Genomic DNA, 16,013 nt, shown 5'->3' with positions numbered 1-16,013 from the left:
GTTATGCCTCCGGGTCGGCGCCGGTGTGGGCCTGTCGCCGGCGGTGGTATTCGTCGATGGTCAGGGTCTGCAGGCGGGAGAAGTTGTCGGTGGGGTTGTCGACGAAGCCGACTGCGGATACGTATGGCTCGATGACGTGGATCTTCTGCAGGGGTGTGACGATCAGCAGTTGCAGGCCGAGACGCTGGAACAGGGCGAGGGCGAAGCGGGTGGAGTCGTCGGAGCCGCGGCCGAAGGCTTCGTCGATGACGACGAACCGGAATGTGCCGGTGGTCTCGGCGTCGAGACGGAACTGGTAGGCGAGGGACGCGGCGAGGATGGTGTAGGCGAGCTTCTCTTTCTGCCCTCCGGACTTGCCTCCGGAGTCGGCGTAGGTCTCGTATTCGGTGTCGTCGTCTCGCCAGCGCTCGGTGGCTGTGAAGGTGAACCAGTTGCGGACGTCGGTGACGCGTCTGGTCCAGGCGCGGTCGGTCTCTGTCTGGCCTTCCCGGCCGCGGAAGCGCTCGATGAGCGCTTTGACCTGGAGGAATTTGCGTTCCGAGTATTGCTCGGAGTCATCGTGGCCGAGGGCGTCGTCCGTGCAGGCGCGCAGCTCGGTTCGGAACTCGCGGACCTCCACGTTCGGGCTCGGATTGCCGTCGAGCCGGATGTAGCGGCCTGGGTTGTAGTCGATCCCGACGAGGGATTCGTTGATCGTAGCGATGCGGTTCTTGATGAGGGCGGCCTGTTGGCGCAGCTGGGAGTGGAAGGTAGCGATGTCGCGGATGGCGTTGGTGTTGAGGTAGGTCTTGAACTCGGCTTCGAAGCGAGGTAGGTCATCGTGGATGAGGCGCTGGTGCATGGTGCGGTACTCGGCGGCGGCCGCGAGCGAGGCGTCCATCTCGGCGGTCTCCAGGGGGTAGGTGCTGCGGAAGGCCGCCATCAGGCTGACCGCCTTGTTGCTCTCCTGGTTCTGCTTCTTGATGGTGTCGTCCCGCTGGCGCGCGAGTGTCGCCATGAGTGATTCGCGGAGGCGGTCCCAGCCCTCGGGCGTGGCCGGTTGGGCCGGGATGAGCGTCATGAGCTGCGGGAAGTGGGCACTTGCCACTTGATGACGTGGGGCGTCGAGAAGCTCGTCGGCCTCTTGGCGGCGAGACTCGGCTGCTTTCAACGCGTTCTCGGTGATGGCGATCTTGTTGCTGTGCTCGTCACGACGGTGTCTCGCGGCCTGCAGCAGTTGCGTGAGGCGGTCCAGTTCGGCGGTGAGTTCGGCGATACCTTGGGTGCCGGACTCGATGCGACGTTTCTCGTCCTGCAGGCGTTCTATCGTGTGGGTGGCTGCTTCCCAGTCGAGGTCGGCGAAGTCCTGGTAGACAGTGATCTTGTGGAGTTCGCCCAGCCGCTGGCTTCGGGCTTTGATCTTGCTGGCGAGCTCCCTTTCGGTCTTGCGGGCAGCGTCTAGGAGTCGGTCGATTCGTTGGCCCTGTTCGACGAGGGCGTGGATCTTCGACTCGTTGGACCAGCCAAGGACGTATTGGCTGCGGTCGTCGATGCGTCTGCGGTCGTCTTTCTCGTGGCGCCCGTTGGGGTCCTTGAGCTGGCCGGTGCGGGTGATCGCCTTGGGAGCGCGTCGGAAGTCGACCATGGTGGTGACGCATTGGTGTGCCGCGCGGTGCCGAAGTTCCCGTTGCAGCCACGGGGTGAACGGTGAGTCTTTGAGGTCGAGGGTGTCAAACAGTTGGAGGCCGGCGTTGAGCTGCGGCGTCTCGACGGTCTTGGGCACGGCGGCTGGTACCCGGTAGTAGACGAGTCGGCCGTCCAGATGGTGTCCGTCGACCCAGTCGGCAACTGCCCGGTAGTGCTCGTCGGGGACGAGCAGCGACAGCGCGAAGCCTCGTAGGACGCGTTCGCCGGCGCCTTCCCACTCGGCATGTTCGGCGCGGACTTGGACGAGTTCGCCGACGAAGGGGAGTTCGGTTTCGGGTAGGTCGAGGCCAGCGCACAGTCGTTGCCGCAGGGCGAGGTTGTGGCGTGGGATGTTGCTCGGTCGGCCGCTGAGGCTGCGCAGCTCGGCGTTGATCTCGGCTGCGTCCTTTTCCAGGTCACGGACATGGACACCTGCGTCGGTGGCGGCGGTGTGAAGGTCGGCGATCGCGATGTCGTATCGCTGGATTTCCTCGGCGACTGCCATCTGGCGGTTCGCGAAGGTGGTGGCGTCGGCGACGCGGGCGAGTCCGACTGCGTCGAGCAGGGCGTTCAGGCCTGTCATGCGGCCCCTGCGTAGGTCGCGGGTTGCGGAGAGTTCTTTGATTTGGCGCTCGAGTTCCCTGATGCGTCCGCCGCCGAGGCCCTCTCGTGCGAGGTCGGCGCGACGGTGTGCTTCTTCCAGGGCTCCGATTTCCCCGTCGACCCGACCGAGCAGTGTCCGGTTTGTGGTGAGCTGGTCGGTCAGGTTCGTGATCTGTGCGTCAAGGAGGTCGGCGCTGCGGCGGGCGACGAGGTGCGGCAGGGCGGCGCATTGTGCGTCGAGGGTTTGCAGCGTTTGGCCGTGCTGGTCGTGCGCGTCGCAGGCCGCGAGTATCGGGGTGAGCCCGGCGATCTGTTCTCGGGCGCGAAGGACCGCGTCATGAGCTCGGTTGAGGTCGTCGAAGTGGTCGATGAGCTGGCGGATCACCGATGCGGCGTCGAAGGGTTCGAGCATGTGGCTGCGGACGAAGTCGTTGAGGTTGCCGACTGCCTTCATCGATACGGTCTGGTGGAACAGGTCCATTGCCTGCTCGGAGGCGATGCCGAGTCTCCGGCGGAAGTCTTGGCCGTACTCGGGGAAGTGATCGGCGATCTTGGCTCCGCGTTGGCGTAGCCGTCGACGTAGTTGGGAGATCTCCGTGCCGAAGTCGAGGAAGTCTTCGCTGATCGACAGGGAGGTGCCGGCGGTGACGTAGAAGCGCTCGGGTTGGCCGGTGTTGGCGTCGTTGAGCCAGAACACTTGGGCGAGGGTGACTGTCGTTCCTTGCGTCTCGTCAGCGAAGACGCCGAGGATCACCGAGAAGCAACTGCCGCTGCGCAATCCGACCGGCTTGGAGGTGCCGGTGGCGTCATTGCTCTCGGATTTGTAGTAGCCGAGAACGTAGGAGCGCAGCGACCGCTCGCGGGTCTCCGCTCCGGCCGCCTTGTTGTAAGAGATCTTGTTGGCGGGTAGCAGCAGCGTCGTTACTGCGTCGACAAGGGTGGACTTGCCGGAGCCGATGTCGCCGGTGAGGAGGCTGTCGGCTCCGTCGAGGTGGAAGGTCCAGACCCGCTGATCAAAGGTGCCCCAGTTGCGGACTTCCAACCGGTGCAGGCGGTAGCCGTGGCGGGTCATGCGGCGTCTTCCTCGCCTTCGGTGAGTTCGGCGGCGTACTCCGCAAGGCGGGAGTCGAAGTCCGCCAGCCACTGGGCATCGACGAACGCCTTGAGGATGCGGCGCACCTCGAAGCTGGGTTCCTTGTCCTTCGTCCGGCGTAGGAATCCCAGCTCGACGACCTTCGTCAGGTGAGCGTCGATCTGGTCGACCAGGCGGGCGTCGTTGGCGCCAGGAGGCATGAATACCGTCAGCATGTCGATGATCTGGCGGCGGGTCAGCACGAGCCGGGGATCCGCACCACTGGCATCGGCCTCGGCCAGCTTGCGGCGCAGTAGGGCGAGCAACAGGCTGACGTGGAACGACAGGGACCGACGCGGCACCAGCCGCGGCACAGGCGGGAGATCGGGATCCTCCGGCCGGGATTTCAGATAGGCGTATCCCTCAGACTCGTCGATGACGACGACCAACCCGAGCACAGCGACGTAATCACGGACTTGGGGCTGCAGCGCCGCCAAATGCTGCCACGCCGCCGCATGAGTGTCTCGGTAGACCACACCCTTCATGAGCTGCGTTACCGCCACGGACAGCGACGGCTCACTACGTGTATCCGGCACGGTCATTGGCCACTCCCCTCCCCCGCCCGGACGAACGTCACCGCCGGGGTGGTGACGGTACGGCGGTTGCCCTCGGAATCGGTCCAGGTGATCGACTCGCGGCGTGACTCGTTGAACACCACCTCGAACGAGGCGTCATTCAGGGACAGGTAGCCCACCAGCTCGGCGAGCCCTTCAGTCGGTGGGTGAGCGCCGATGACGTCCCGCAGCGACGCCTGCGATGCTCCGCGAAGCACGTCGCACACTGCCGCGACCAGACGCGCGGGGTCGACATACACCTGCTGGAACAGCGCTGACATGTCAACCTCGACTTCAGGGTCGGCGGTGCTGGTGCTGTTGACGGCGTGCCGAGCACGGGGTTGGTACAGCGGTCGCTCCATTGGCAGCACGACCTCGACCCGAGTGTCGTCCAGTGACGCCCTCACTCCAGACGTGTCCGCATCTCGTAGAGCGAGTGCGCGTGCCTCAATGCTGCGGAGAACGTCCATAACCCGGCGGTTTTCCAGCCACGCCTGATCGTCAAGGAACCGACGAAGCTGCTCCGACAACAGTCGCACGGTGGCTTGTGTCCGGCCGGCTGCCTCCAGCCAGTCGTACTGCACTCGGTTCATTCGAGGGTCTGCATGGCCGATGGCGTCGAGGGCCTGCACCCGTTCCAGCAGATCGCTGAACTCCTCCTGGCGGCGTAGCGAGAGCAGGAAGTCGTAAAACGCGTCGAAGCTGCGGCCCTGATCGGACCCGGAAATGGCCTGCCGACTACCGACGATCTCATCGAGCAGTTCGCCCTTGGATCCCTGCCACGCCGCGATCCGCTCACGCACCCGCCGATCGAGGGCCCGAAAGTTGTCCTCCACCTCGCGCAGATCCCCGAGCAGGCTCCGCGCCGTCGCCACGAACTGCTGATAGCGGTCGCGCTGGGCGGCGTCATCAAGCACGGTGAAGTCACCGGCGCGGACCCGAGTAATCTCCGCGTCGACCTCCGCACGGCGTCGCTGCAGAACCTCAAGGCGTGCGTCAGGGTCGGTCTCCGCGCCGAAGGCCATCTGCCGTAGCAGGTCCACGGCGATGTTGAGGCGGGACTCTGTTCCCACGAATTCGCGTGCCTGCAGGCTGCGTACCCATGCCAGCGCGCGTTCCACGGCCGGGGTCGCGTCGAAGTGAACCTCGTCGGAGTCCGGCGGGTAGTACCGGCGTAGCCAGCCCGCGTCTACCCAGTCACCGAGGTAGGCACGGGCGCTCTTCGGGAACGTCCCCTCGCCGTACTGGTCATTCAGCGCGAACAGCAGGTCGTCGAGACGCTCAGCGAGCCGATCCCCCGAGATTGACCTGACGTTGTCGTCGACGAACACCTGGCCGAGGAACCGCAGCACCAGCGGTGCATGGTCGGCACGGAGCAGCCGCCATGCAGGGTCCTGGCGGCGCAACCAATCGATTTCGTCGTACTCCACGGGCATCTTCCCTCTCGGGTTCGCTCGGCCGGCGTCAGGCTACCCGCACAGTGCGACGAAGCCATCGCACGATGTGATCATTTGCTGTCCGTCGGCCGCCGCAAGGCCATGCGGTGAAGCGCCACCAACCGATCCATGGAGGGACGCGCTCTGGTGTTGTTGTCGCCCAACCCGCAATCCTTAACCTGCCGTGCCGTGCTGCGGCGCGATGGGGAGCCACTCCCCCACCGCGCCGCCGGGGGCAAGCCAGATTGGCCGGTCAGGGCAAGGTTCCTGTCGCCGGCCCGTTGGAGGTCTCGCACGTCGTGACGAGTGGGTGCGGCTGTCCGGTCATCGCCGACAGGGCGTCAGCGACGTCTTGGAGGTCGGCCTTGATGTAGGTGGTGGTGGAAGATCCTGGGCTGTCTGTATGCCCGGCGTAGGCGCGGGCTACTCCGTAGCCGAAGTGGCGTTTCACCCAGGTGAGGGTGGTGTGGCGCAGCCAGTGGGTGGAGATGCCCTGCGCGGCGGCCCAGGGCAGGCGCTCGCCGATGCGTTTCCACAGGTTGTCGTAGCGGCGGCTGCTGATCGGCTGGCCGTCGCGGTAGCGCAACAAGCGGTCGGTGGGGAGAACGGCGCCGCGGACGCGGGCGCGTTCGTGCAGATGCTCGGCGAGGTCGAGGCTGATCGGCTGCCACCGCACGGTGCCTTTCTCTGCCAGGCGCACGAGCCCGTTGGCGCGATCCAGGTCGAAAAGCCGCAGTGCGAGGGCACCGCCGCGCCGGCAGGCGCTTTCGGTGTGCAGGCGCAGCAGGAGGGCGTCGAGGATGACGTCGTTGCCGCTGGTCCGCGCCACCGCGTTGATCTCTTCCAGTTCGTGTGGCGTCAAGGCGCGGCGTGTGCTCGGGAGGCGGCGGGGTTTGGCGACGCGGTGGGCGGGACTGGCCGAGGCGTCGATCAGGCCATCAGCGATAGCCCGGGAGTAGAAGGCGCGGGCGGCGGCGATGACATGCTCGCCAGCGTGCCGGCCGCTGCGGCTGTTACGCCGCGGCCGGGCCCTGGCGATCATCTGCTGTTTCATCGCCTCGATGTCGCTCGCTGCGACGTGGTTTAGAGGCCAATCACCCCACGCTGCGGCCATCCGCTCCCAGTACGTGCCGTACGTACGTCTCGCACCCGGGCCCGCCGCCGCAAGGACGCGAGGCAGGGACTCGGCGACCGTCGGCAGCGAGAGTGACATGCCGGCGTTGGACTGGAGGTCGGCCAGGGTGACACCGAGATGCGCGAGGACCTGGCGGGCTGCGGCAACAGTGGCAGGGTCAGCAGACATGGCCGCCTCCTGCCACCTCGACATGCAGATCGGTGAGCAGCCGAGCGACGGCGCCGATCGGGTGCACAACGATCAGGTCATGGATGACAAGAGCGGCCAGCAGCACCGGCTGGCCCTGCTCGATCCGGCACATACGTCGCGCATACGCCGGCAGTGGCAGCTGCCCTCGGCTACCCACCTTGTGCCGACCATCGCCGGCCGAGGCGATGATGAGCACCCCTCGGTGCGGCTGGATGTCGAGGTGATGTCCCGGCTGCCAGCCCAGCGCGCGCAGGATGTGCTGCGCGGCCACTCGGCCACAGCGGGATGGGAGGGCCGTCCCCAGCAGAAGTTCAGCGGGATTGACGGCCGCCGGTAGTTGAACTCGGGCGGGTAGTGCCGGCATCGATACAGGACGGGGACGCGGACGAGCGGGCAGGGCGGCAGGAACCAGCGGAGAGACAAGCTGCTCACCGCCCGGTCGGAGGGAAGGTCGTGTCATGGCGGTGACAACGGGAGACGGCATCCTGGGCCTCGTCGTTCCCGACGGCCGGGAGCCATCGGTGGCCGACGACGCGTACCGCTTTCGCGCGGATCCGCTGAGCGGTACCTGACACAAGTCAAGTGAGACATTTTCGTGGTCAGGTGTTCTGTAGAGCTGCTGGTTTGTTGAACCACACGGTGTCGGGCAGGGCCCGGGTCGGGGGCGGCGGGTGAACCGGTCCGGTGGGCTTGCCAGGCGGCATCGAGGATGCGTTGCCGCTGGTCGTGCACGTCGCCAGCGGTGCCGCAGTGCAGCGAGGCGGGGGTGTGCAGACCAATCCCGGAGAACAGCAGATCACGTGCGGGTCTGGGTCCGGCGGATCGCCGCAGCGGCGTGGGCCGAGGGGGCCCACGCGAGCCCACAACAGGCGAAAGCAGACATCAGGGCATAAAAAAGAGGGGCAGTAGCCTTACGGCGGGTGCCCCTCTGTGTCTGCCAAAAACAATACACGACCTGGCCGGCCACCGCCGGGACGGCGGCTGTCGGGGGTCTCCCACTACCGTACATACGTGACCACGCCCACCGCGCCGGCAGCCACCTCGACCTACGACCGGCACGTGATCGCCCGAATGATCGACTTCTTCACAATTGACGGCACCCCCTGGCCGCGGCGGCTGTGGGACGTCGGCTCGTTGCTGGCCTTGGAGGAGTTATGGGAGGCTAGCGCTTGGGCGGCGCAGAAGGTGCTCTCTGCCACGGCGTGCGACTGGCAGCGCAACCAGCTGCGCGCGGTTGTCGGCCCCGACGTCGGCCTCGGCGAAAAAGAGCTGCGCAAGGAGCTGACAGCCCTACTCAATGCGCCGCTGCCCGACCCGAGCCCGGCCCGGCGACGTCTCAAAGAGCTCATCGAGCACGCCCGTCCCGGCTACGTCGACCGGTGGGCCGCCGCGGTCGCCAAGAACCTCGCCGAGCGACCCAAGCCCGAGCGGCTCGCACGGACGGTCGCCGGGCACCTGCTAGACCTGGGATACGACGCAAACCACCTCGCGGTCTGGGCTAACGAGCTCAATGCCGGCCAGGCCACGGCGATCGAGGTCATCGAAGCCGCTGCCACACTGGCACGCGCGCCCAAGCGGTCTTTCGACGTCGTTGTGGTGCTGCTGGCCGCACCAGAGCGGCCGCTAGCGGAACAGCAACCGAACTGGATGACCAAAGGGCAGGTCATCGAATGGCTCAAAGCGCGTGGCTTCACCACCCGCGGTCTTCGCGCCGGCGGTGGCTTTCGATACGAGGTCAGAGCGTTAGACGCCTACGGCGCTGCCGACCATGCCCGCCAGCTTGTGGAACGGATGGTGGCCCGCTCGTCGTTCCAGCGAAGCAACCGCAGCGGCATCACCGCCGCCCCGTCCATCTGGGTCGACGGCCACTCCGAACCGATACCGCTGCTCACCCCGGCGCGCGGAGCCAACATCCTCGCGCTCGTACACGAAGGCCACCTCTACCGCGTTGACGGCGAACGCAGCCTGATCGACGACGCGCTGGAACTGGCGGCACCACTCAACCAAGGCGCGCTCGGCCCGGCGGTCGCCGGCGGCTGGGCCGCTGTGGAGTCGCTGCTGACCCACCCCGACGATCCGCAGGAGGAGGAGCGCTCCGGCAAGGCCGTCGCCGCCGACCGGCTCGCCGCGATCATCGCCTGCTCGTGGCCCCGAGCCGAGCTAACCGCGTTGGCCCACCGCCACGATCCGCCCCAGCCGGACACGCTCAGCACGGCCCTGACGTCGTGCACGACCAACATCGAGCGTGCCCGGGCGGTGGCCGATGGCATGATCGCCAGAACGGCGCTGCCCTACCTGTCTGGACGCAAGCTGCAGCGCCACAGCGACATGGCCGCCGTCGAGCGGATGGTCCGTTTGGTCGCCGAACCCCGCGCCGAGCTGAACAAAGCGGTCACTACCTTCAAGATCGCGCTGCGGAGGTTGTACCGGACCCGCAACATCGTGCTGCATGGGGGGTCGACCAAGGGGGTGGCGCTGCAGGCAGCCTTGCGCATCGGCGCGCCGCTGGTCGGTGCCGGGCTCGACCGGCTGGCCCATGCGGCCCTAACCGAGGGCATTCACCCGCTCGACCTGGCCGCCCGGGCAGAGCTGGCTCTTCAGTTGGTCGACGGGGAGACCGGCCTGTCGGTCGTCGAACTGCTCGAACCTAGGCACCGATAGCACTCTCGCCAGAGAAAAGGAAGAGGGGCAGCGACCGAACCCGTCGGTGGGTGCCCCTTCAATCCTGGGTGAAGCCCACCATCGGCAGGCCTCACGTTGACGTACGCCACAGACGGGCGCGGCGCGGCTGCAGGCGATCGTTTGACAATGTTGACCAGGCGATCAGTCGTCCGCGTTCGTTGGGCGGATCGACTGGAGCCAGACTCGAGGGCCGCCGTTGTCGATCTGCCAGAAGCTCCAGCCGTTGCGGTTGTCGTTCACCCTCGGGTTGTAGTGGCGAACAATCGCGCGGGCCGCGCCGGTGGGAGTCTTGAAGGACTTGCCCTTGAGTGGGCCGTCGACGATCTGAACTCGGGCTGGTGCGAAATACAGTGCTCGCGTCCGGTGCCCCTCGTAGTCGGCGTAAATCGGTACGCCGTTCTCTCTTTCGGTTGGCTCTTCGCCAGCCAAGGAGCTATCGGCGATCAGCCGGCGCACGATCTCACCTTCCGTGACGTTCGCCATCCGCGCGGCGAAGGACACGGTTCGCTTGGTGCCGTCGTCAACCTCAATCGTGGCCATACATCATCCTCCGCTCGCGTCGGCAAGACCTTAGCGCAGATCGAAGCGTAAACCAAGTAGTCTGAAACGCAGCTCCGACGCAAGCTGGCAAGTGATCTTCACCGAGCACTCGCGGTCGGCTGCTACACAAGCCCGCCCGATCGCGCCACGCGGAACCCGAAGCGGCCTGCACACCCGCAGGTCGTACCGCTGCTCGTAGGCCCGCAGATAGTCCACGACGTGCCCGGCGGTCGGGAAGCCCTCGCCCGCCTACCGAGGCATCCCCCACCCCGGCAGCGGGCTGTACTCCGCTGGCGAGAACAACCGCAACGAGTCCCGAGCGGGTAGGCACACGGACAGTGACGGGCGCTGACGGTCAACGCCCGCCTTGTTGGTGGCATGAGCGCGCATCGCCGCCGAGGCCCCGCGAACGCCTGGCGGCACGTGACGATGTTGGTGTTGTCTTGAGGTTCCCCCCGGGATGTGGACACCGGGTTATGCCGCGATCTGGTGCAGCGTAGTCGGTGTGAGGGTCTGTTCGTAGTCGGCGGGGCTGAGGTAGTCGAGTGCGGAGTGGCGGCGTCGGTGGTTGTAGAAGGCGATCCACCGGAACACGTCGCGGCGGGCGTCGGCTTCGCTGGTCCAGGTGCGGCGGTCGACGTCGAGTTCACGTTTGAGGGTGGCGAAGAACGCCTCGGCCAGGGCGTTGTCGTACGACGAGCCGATCCGCCCCATCGAGCGGCGGATGCCGTGCCGTTGGCAGACGTCGGCGAAATCGCCGCTGCCGTATTGGGCGCCCCTGTCGGAGTGGAAGACCACGCCGTCGACCCGGCCGCCGCGGGCGGCGACCGCGGCGGCCAAGGCGTCGATGATCAGGCCGGTGCGCATGTGGGTGTTGATCGACCAGCCGATCAGCCGGCGGGTGGCGATGTCGATGACCGTGGCCAGATACAGCCAGCCATCACCGACGCGTAGGTAGGTGATATCGCCGCACCACCGCTGATCCGGTGCGGTGGCGGTGAAGTCCCGGCCGATCAGGTCCGGCACCGGCGGGACGGCCGGGTCGGCGATGGTGGTCCGTTTGCGGCGGCGCAGGTGCCGGCCCACCACGTCGCGTTGGCGCATGATCCGCTCGACCCGCTTGCGGTTGACCCGCACGCCCTGGTGGTGCAGCTCGACGGTCACCCGCGGGGAGCCGTAGGTGCCGCCGGAGCCGGCGTGGATGGCCCTGATCTGCTCGGCGAGGGCGGCCTCACCGGCGGCGCGAGCCTGCCGAGCGGGCTCGCTGGCGCTCCAGCGATAGAACCCCGAGCGGGACACCGCCAGGACCCGACACAGCCGCTTGACGCCGAACACGGCACGGTGGGCGGAGATGAACCGGAAGCGGCCGGTCACCGATCCATCTCCTTCGCGAAATAGGCGGCTGCCTTACGCAGGATCTCCTTCTCCTGCCGCAACTCCGCGACCTCACGCCGCAGCCGAGCGATCTCGGCGTCCTTGTCAGCCACCGACAGCGCCTCGCCCGAGGCCCCCGAACCCGTCTGGATTTGGCGTTCAGCGGCGCGGACCCAGTTGCGCAGCGTCTCGTGACTCATCCCCAGCTCACGGGCCACCTGATTGATCGGCCGCCGCGACGAGCGAACCAAATCAACCGCGTCACGCCGGAACTCTTCCGTGTACTTCGATGGACGCCCCAACGGGGACACCCCTTCCTCTGGACCAACATCCAGTCTCAGAGGGTGGTTCGGTAGCCTTTGCCCATTGTGGGCTTGGCTCAGTGTGTGAATGCGAGCGATGGTCGTAACCGGTGAGGTCTCCATCGCGTTGGGTCGATCATGGGCGAGCGTGCGGCGTACCCGAGTGACCTGACCGACGACCAGTGGGCGGTGGTCGGACCGTTCCTGCAGGCGTGGAAAGACCGGCATCCGTCGGTGTCGGGGCATCAGGGCCGCTACGAGTTGCGGGAGATCGTGAATTCGATCTTCTACCAGAATCGGACCGGTTGTCAGTGGGCGTACCTGCCGCACGACCTGCCCCCGAAGTCGGCCACCTACTACTACTTCGCCCTGTGGCGCGATGACGGCACGGACCAAGTGATTCATGATCTGTTGCGCTGCCAGGCGAGGGAGCGGGCCGGCCGGCGGGAGGACCCGACCGCGGTGGTGCTGGACACCCAGTCGATCCGGGCCGCCAACCACGTCCCGGCCGCCACGACCGGCAAGGACGCCGCGAAAAAGGTCCCGGGCCGTAAACGGGGCCTCGCGGTGGACGCCCTAGGGTTGATCATCGCGGTGGTGGTCACCGCCGCGTCGGTCACCGACAACGCGATCGGCGTACGACTGCTGGACAACGTCGTGGCCCACACCCCGACGGTGACCAAGGCATGGGTCGACGCCGGGTTCAAAGACGACGTGCAGATCCACGGAGCGGTGAACGGTATCGACGTCGAACAGGTCAAGCGCACCGACACGGCCGCCGGGTTCGTGCCGATCGCACGCCGGTGGGTGGTGGAGCAGACCAATGGCACGCTGATGCTGCACCGCCGTCTGGTCCGCGAGTACGAGAGCCGACCCGCCTCGGCGGTGTCACGCACATGGTGGGCCTCGACGGCGAACCTGGTCCGCCGGTTGACCGGCACCACCACCGCGTCCTGGCGCGACCCGGGCCACCAACGGTGACCCGACCGCCGCTGCTGGACCTGCTCACCGAACGCGAGACCGCCGCCGGCATCACCGCAGAGCGGCTCCGCGAGCAGATCGCCACCCTCACCGACCAGCTCACCACAGCCGAGACCGAGCTGGCCGAACTCGCCATCACCCGCAAGACGCTGCTCAGCCTGACCGGCCACGCCGACCCGGCGGCACCCACAGACGCGACCGTCGCCAGCCCCGCTTACCAGCAGATCCTCGCCGTGTTCCACTCCGCCACCGCACCGATGCGCGCCAAGGACATCTGCCACGCCCTCGGCACCGACACCACCACCAAGGACACCGAGAATCTCCGCGCCAAGCTCAAACGCCTCGTCGCCCGCCAGATCCTGACCGAACCCGAGGCCGGCCTGTTCACCCTCGCCTCGCCACCGCCAGCCGCATAGCCCCACGGGCAGGACCTCTACCCCGCGGCCAAACCCACAACCGGACATGCCCTTCCGAACCACCCTCTCAGGCCGACCCTGCCCATGCCGCTTTCCGACGCACTACTAGCCCAAGCCGTCCAAGCCTGCACCACATCGGCGCACCGCCTGGTCCTCGCCCTGACGGCCATCCACGCCGCACGCCCGATCACGCTACGCCGCATGATGCTCGACGACGTCGACCTACCCAGCCGGCGAATCACCATCAACGGCCACACCCGCCGCATCGACGACCTCACCGCCGCGCTGATCGCTCAGCACCTTGCCGACCGGCAACGGCGCTGGCCCCACACCCTCAACCGGCACCTATTCCTCAGCGAGCAAACCGGCCACGACCTACGACCGGTCAGCGAAGGGTGGCTGAACAAGCCGCTGAAGGGCCTGAACGTAACCCTCAAGCAGATCAGCATGGACCGGCAGCTCGAGGAGGCCCTCAACCACGGCCCCGACGCGCTGCACCTGACGGCCGTCTTCGGCATCGGCGAACGAACCGCCATGCGATACGCCGACGCCGCACGCCGACTCCTACGCACTGACCCCTGTAGGTCTTGATGCCCGGCATCGGCGTCAGGACCGCCGCCTGCATCCTGCTCGACGTCGGCGACGCACCCAGTCTCCCACCCTGGGCCACCTGGCCGCCTACGCCGGCCTGGCCCCGGTCGTTCGGCGCGAGGGCCGGGATGCCTTCTCGAGGGGCTGGCGCAGCTTCGGGTCTTCCCTGAGAACAATCGGATGGCGCTGATCCGGCACGTCACGCTGACCGGGCTGACGAGGCGCCCGGTCCGGCCGTGAGCGTGGTGGACCGGTTCAGGTCGTCGGAAGCTGCGGGGCAGCAGGCAGTCGACTGGCTTGACCGGCGGCGCAGGGTGATTGCCGCTGGCCATGCCACGGCGGCGACCACGGCACCGACGCCGAGGGCGATACCGCCCTGGGCGAACCCGCCGATCCCGCCGAGAACTCCGGCCAGGATGAGCATGTGGGTCGTGCAGCACGCGGCCATGGCGGCCACGCCACCAGCGGCTGCGGCCGTCGGGGCGACCGAGGATCTGTCGCGTGTCGTCATCGGGTGCTTTCTTCGGAGCTGGGGGTGATGCGTATGCAGGCGGCCAGGGCGGCGGCGTTGTCGGCGGCCAGCGAGCGGGCCTGCAAGATCAGGTCGGCGACGCGGGGGTCGGTGACGGTGTAGAAGGTACGCCGGCCGTCGCGGCGGGCGGTGACGTAGCCGCAGTCGGCCAGGCAGGCCAGGTGGGTAGAGACCCGGCCCTGGGCCAGTCCGACGTGTGAGACGCACTCGCCGACGGTGTGCTCGCCGTGGAGCAGGAACTCCAGCAGCCGCAGCCGCGTCGGGTCACCCAGGGCGCGGAAGAACTTGGCGACCATCTCCACCCCGCCTGCCTCGCTGGGCAGCAACGTGATCCGATCGCGGGAATCCTGACCCACCAACCAATCCCCTATTCATCCGGATACCAGGATGGGAGCGTAGCATCTTCCCATCTGGGTAACAGGGCTCGGCTGAGCGGGGCGGAGGACAGGGCCATGGCGTACGACCTGGCGATCGTGGGTTCCGGTGGTGGGGCCTTCGCGGCGGCCATCGCCGCCCGACGACGTGACCTGTCGGTGGTGATAGTCGAGAAGGGCACGGTCGGCGGCGCGTGCGTGAACACCGGCTGTGTGCCGTCGAAGGCGCTCCTGGCCGCGGCCGACGCCCGACACACCGCGCTTGCCGCGGGCCGGTTCCCCGGTCTGCGGCCGGCAGAACCGGTAGTGGACTTCGCGGCGCTGATCGACGGCAAACGCGGCATGGTCGAGACGATGCGCGCGGACAAGTACGTGGATCTGGCCGCCGAGTACGGCTGGCAGATCCTGCCCGGCACGGCCCGGTTCACCGGCGACCCTGACCAACCGCGCCTGGCGGTGGAACAGGCCGACGGGGGCACCCGCACGATCGAGGCCGCGCAGTACGTGGTGGCCACCGGGTCCACGCCGTGGGTGCCGCCGATCGCCGGGCTCGCCGACGCCGGCTACCTGACCTCCACCACGGCGATGGACCTCGACCGGCTTCCAGAGTCGATGATCGTCATCGGCGGCAACGCGATCGGCCTGGAACAGGCGCAGCTGTTCGCTCGCCTCGGCACCCGGGTGACCGTGGTGGAGACCGTGGACCGGCTGGCACCGTTCGAGGAGCCGGAGATCTCGACGGCCATCGAGGGCGTGTTCGCCGACGAGGGCATCACCGTGCACACCGGCGCCACCGTCACCGCCGTCGCCCGCGGCGACGCCGGCTACTCGCTCACCCTCACCACCGGTCACGGCACGATCGAGTTGGCCGCGGAGCGGCTGCTGGTCGCCACCGGCCGCCGCCCGCTTACTCAAGACCTGAACCTGGACCAGGTGGGGGTCACGGTCGGCCGGCGGGGCGAGATCATCGTCGACGAGCGGCTGCGCAGCAGCAACCGGCGGATCTGGGCCGCCGGCGACGTCACGGGCCATCCGCAGTTCGTGTACGTGGCGGGCGCGCACGGCACCCTGATCGTCGACAACGCCTTCGACAACGCCGGCCGCAGCATGGACTACACCCACCTGCCGCGGGTCATCTTCACCACCCCGGCGATCGCCGCCGTCGGGCTCACCGACGCCCAAGCCGCCGAGCAGGGCCTGGACTGCGAATGCCGCGTGCTGCCCCTGGACTTCGTGCCACGGGCGATCGTCAACCGCGACACCCGCGGCCTTGTCAAGATCGTCGCCGAGCGTGGCAGCGGCCGCATCCGGGGGGTGCACGTGCTGGCCGACAACGCCGGCGACGTGATCGCCGCCGCGGTCTACGCGGTGCAAGCGGGCATGACCGTGGCGCAGATGGCCGACACCTGGTGCCCCTACCTCACCATGGCCGAAGGCCTGAAACTCGCCGCCCAGACCTTCACCCGCGACGTGGCGAAGCTGTCCTGCTGCGCCTCCTGACCCCCCA

General features: G+C 67.6%; 13 protein-coding genes. 6 read left to right on the top strand and 7 right to left on the bottom strand.

Features of this window, described 5'->3' with window-relative positions; translation table 11 throughout:
- Nucleotide 1: 1 nt before the first annotated feature.
- From GA0070610_RS09235 to GA0070610_RS09220, 4 genes are all read right to left on the bottom strand, one after another.
- Nucleotides 2-3,340 (bottom strand): ATP-binding protein, encoded by a 3,339-nt coding sequence (locus GA0070610_RS09235; protein WP_088999639.1) that lies wholly within the window; start codon nt 3,338-3,340, stop codon nt 2-4.
- Nucleotides 3,337-3,942 (bottom strand): DUF4194 domain-containing protein, encoded by a 606-nt coding sequence (locus GA0070610_RS09230; protein ID WP_088999638.1) that lies wholly within the window; start codon nt 3,940-3,942, stop codon nt 3,337-3,339. Before GA0070610_RS09230 ends, GA0070610_RS09235 begins: the two co-directional genes overlap by 4 nt.
- Nucleotides 3,939-5,384, bottom strand: coding sequence for a DUF3375 domain-containing protein (locus GA0070610_RS09225; RefSeq protein WP_089003379.1), 1,446 nt, complete (start codon nt 5,382-5,384; stop codon nt 3,939-3,941). The genes GA0070610_RS09230 and GA0070610_RS09225 overlap by 4 nt, the downstream gene beginning before the upstream one ends.
- A 259-nt stretch (nt 5,385-5,643) precedes the next feature.
- Nucleotides 5,644-6,693, bottom strand: a complete 1,050-nt coding sequence (locus tag GA0070610_RS09220; RefSeq protein ID WP_231926007.1) for a tyrosine-type recombinase/integrase — start codon at nt 6,691-6,693, stop codon at nt 5,644-5,646.
- Between GA0070610_RS09220 and GA0070610_RS30865 the strand changes: the two genes are divergently transcribed.
- Both GA0070610_RS30865 and GA0070610_RS31080 read left to right on the top strand, forming a co-directional pair.
- Nucleotides 6,692-7,051: a hypothetical protein gene (locus GA0070610_RS30865; protein WP_172896329.1), complete on the top strand. Its 360-nt coding sequence runs from the start codon at nt 6,692-6,694 to the stop codon at nt 7,049-7,051. The two genes, GA0070610_RS09220 and GA0070610_RS30865, sit on opposite strands and share 2 nt — an antisense overlap.
- 674 nt (nt 7,052-7,725) lie before the next feature.
- Entirely contained in the window at nt 7,726-9,375 is a 1,650-nt protein-coding gene (locus GA0070610_RS31080; protein WP_197697811.1) for a hypothetical protein, read from the top strand.
- Between the two features lie 162 nt (nt 9,376-9,537).
- On the opposite strand, the gene GA0070610_RS09205 is transcribed toward GA0070610_RS31080, so the two are convergent.
- Both GA0070610_RS09205 and GA0070610_RS09195 read right to left on the bottom strand, forming a co-directional pair.
- The gene (locus GA0070610_RS09205; protein WP_088999635.1) at nt 9,538-9,936 is read right to left on the bottom strand and encodes a hypothetical protein; all 399 of its coding nucleotides are present in this window, start codon (nt 9,934-9,936) and stop codon (nt 9,538-9,540) included.
- A gap of 474 nt (nt 9,937-10,410) precedes the next feature.
- A protein-coding gene (locus tag GA0070610_RS09195; protein ID WP_392567316.1) for an IS3 family transposase occupies nt 10,411-11,612 on the bottom strand; the annotation gives its coding sequence in 2 pieces (ribosomal slippage) (nt 10,411-11,325 and nt 11,328-11,612; 1,200 coding nt in all).
- A 138-nt stretch (nt 11,613-11,750) separates the two neighbouring features.
- Between GA0070610_RS09195 and GA0070610_RS09190 the strand changes: the two genes are divergently transcribed.
- From GA0070610_RS09190 to GA0070610_RS09180, 3 genes are all read left to right on the top strand, one after another.
- Complete coding sequence (locus GA0070610_RS09190) at nt 11,751-12,593, top strand: IS5 family transposase (RefSeq protein WP_088999634.1); 843 nt, start codon at nt 11,751-11,753, stop codon at nt 12,591-12,593.
- Nucleotides 12,590-13,009 (top strand): hypothetical protein, encoded by a 420-nt coding sequence (locus tag GA0070610_RS09185; protein WP_088999633.1) that lies wholly within the window; start codon nt 12,590-12,592, stop codon nt 13,007-13,009. Before GA0070610_RS09190 ends, GA0070610_RS09185 begins: the two co-directional genes overlap by 4 nt.
- Before the next feature lie 201 nt (nt 13,010-13,210).
- Nucleotides 13,211-13,600 (top strand): hypothetical protein, encoded by a 390-nt coding sequence (locus tag GA0070610_RS09180; RefSeq protein WP_157747103.1) that lies wholly within the window; start codon nt 13,211-13,213, stop codon nt 13,598-13,600.
- 507 nt (nt 13,601-14,107) lie between these two features.
- On the opposite strand, the gene GA0070610_RS09175 is transcribed toward GA0070610_RS09180, so the two are convergent.
- A complete protein-coding gene (locus GA0070610_RS09175) occupies nt 14,108-14,488 on the bottom strand; it encodes an ArsR/SmtB family transcription factor (RefSeq protein ID WP_231926005.1) in 381 nt (126 codons plus the stop codon).
- 96 nt (nt 14,489-14,584) lie between these two features.
- On the opposite strand from GA0070610_RS09175, the gene merA reads away from it, so the two are divergent.
- A complete protein-coding gene (gene merA / locus GA0070610_RS09170; RefSeq protein ID WP_172896470.1) occupies nt 14,585-16,006 on the top strand; it encodes a mercury(II) reductase in 1,422 nt (473 codons plus the stop codon).
- The last annotated feature ends 7 nt before the right edge of the window (nt 16,007-16,013 follow it).

The organism is Micromonospora echinofusca (assembly GCF_900091445.1).
GTDB lineage: Bacteria > Actinomycetota > Actinomycetes > Mycobacteriales > Micromonosporaceae > Micromonospora > Micromonospora echinofusca.
This window is presented reverse-complemented; position numbering and strand designations above follow the sequence as displayed.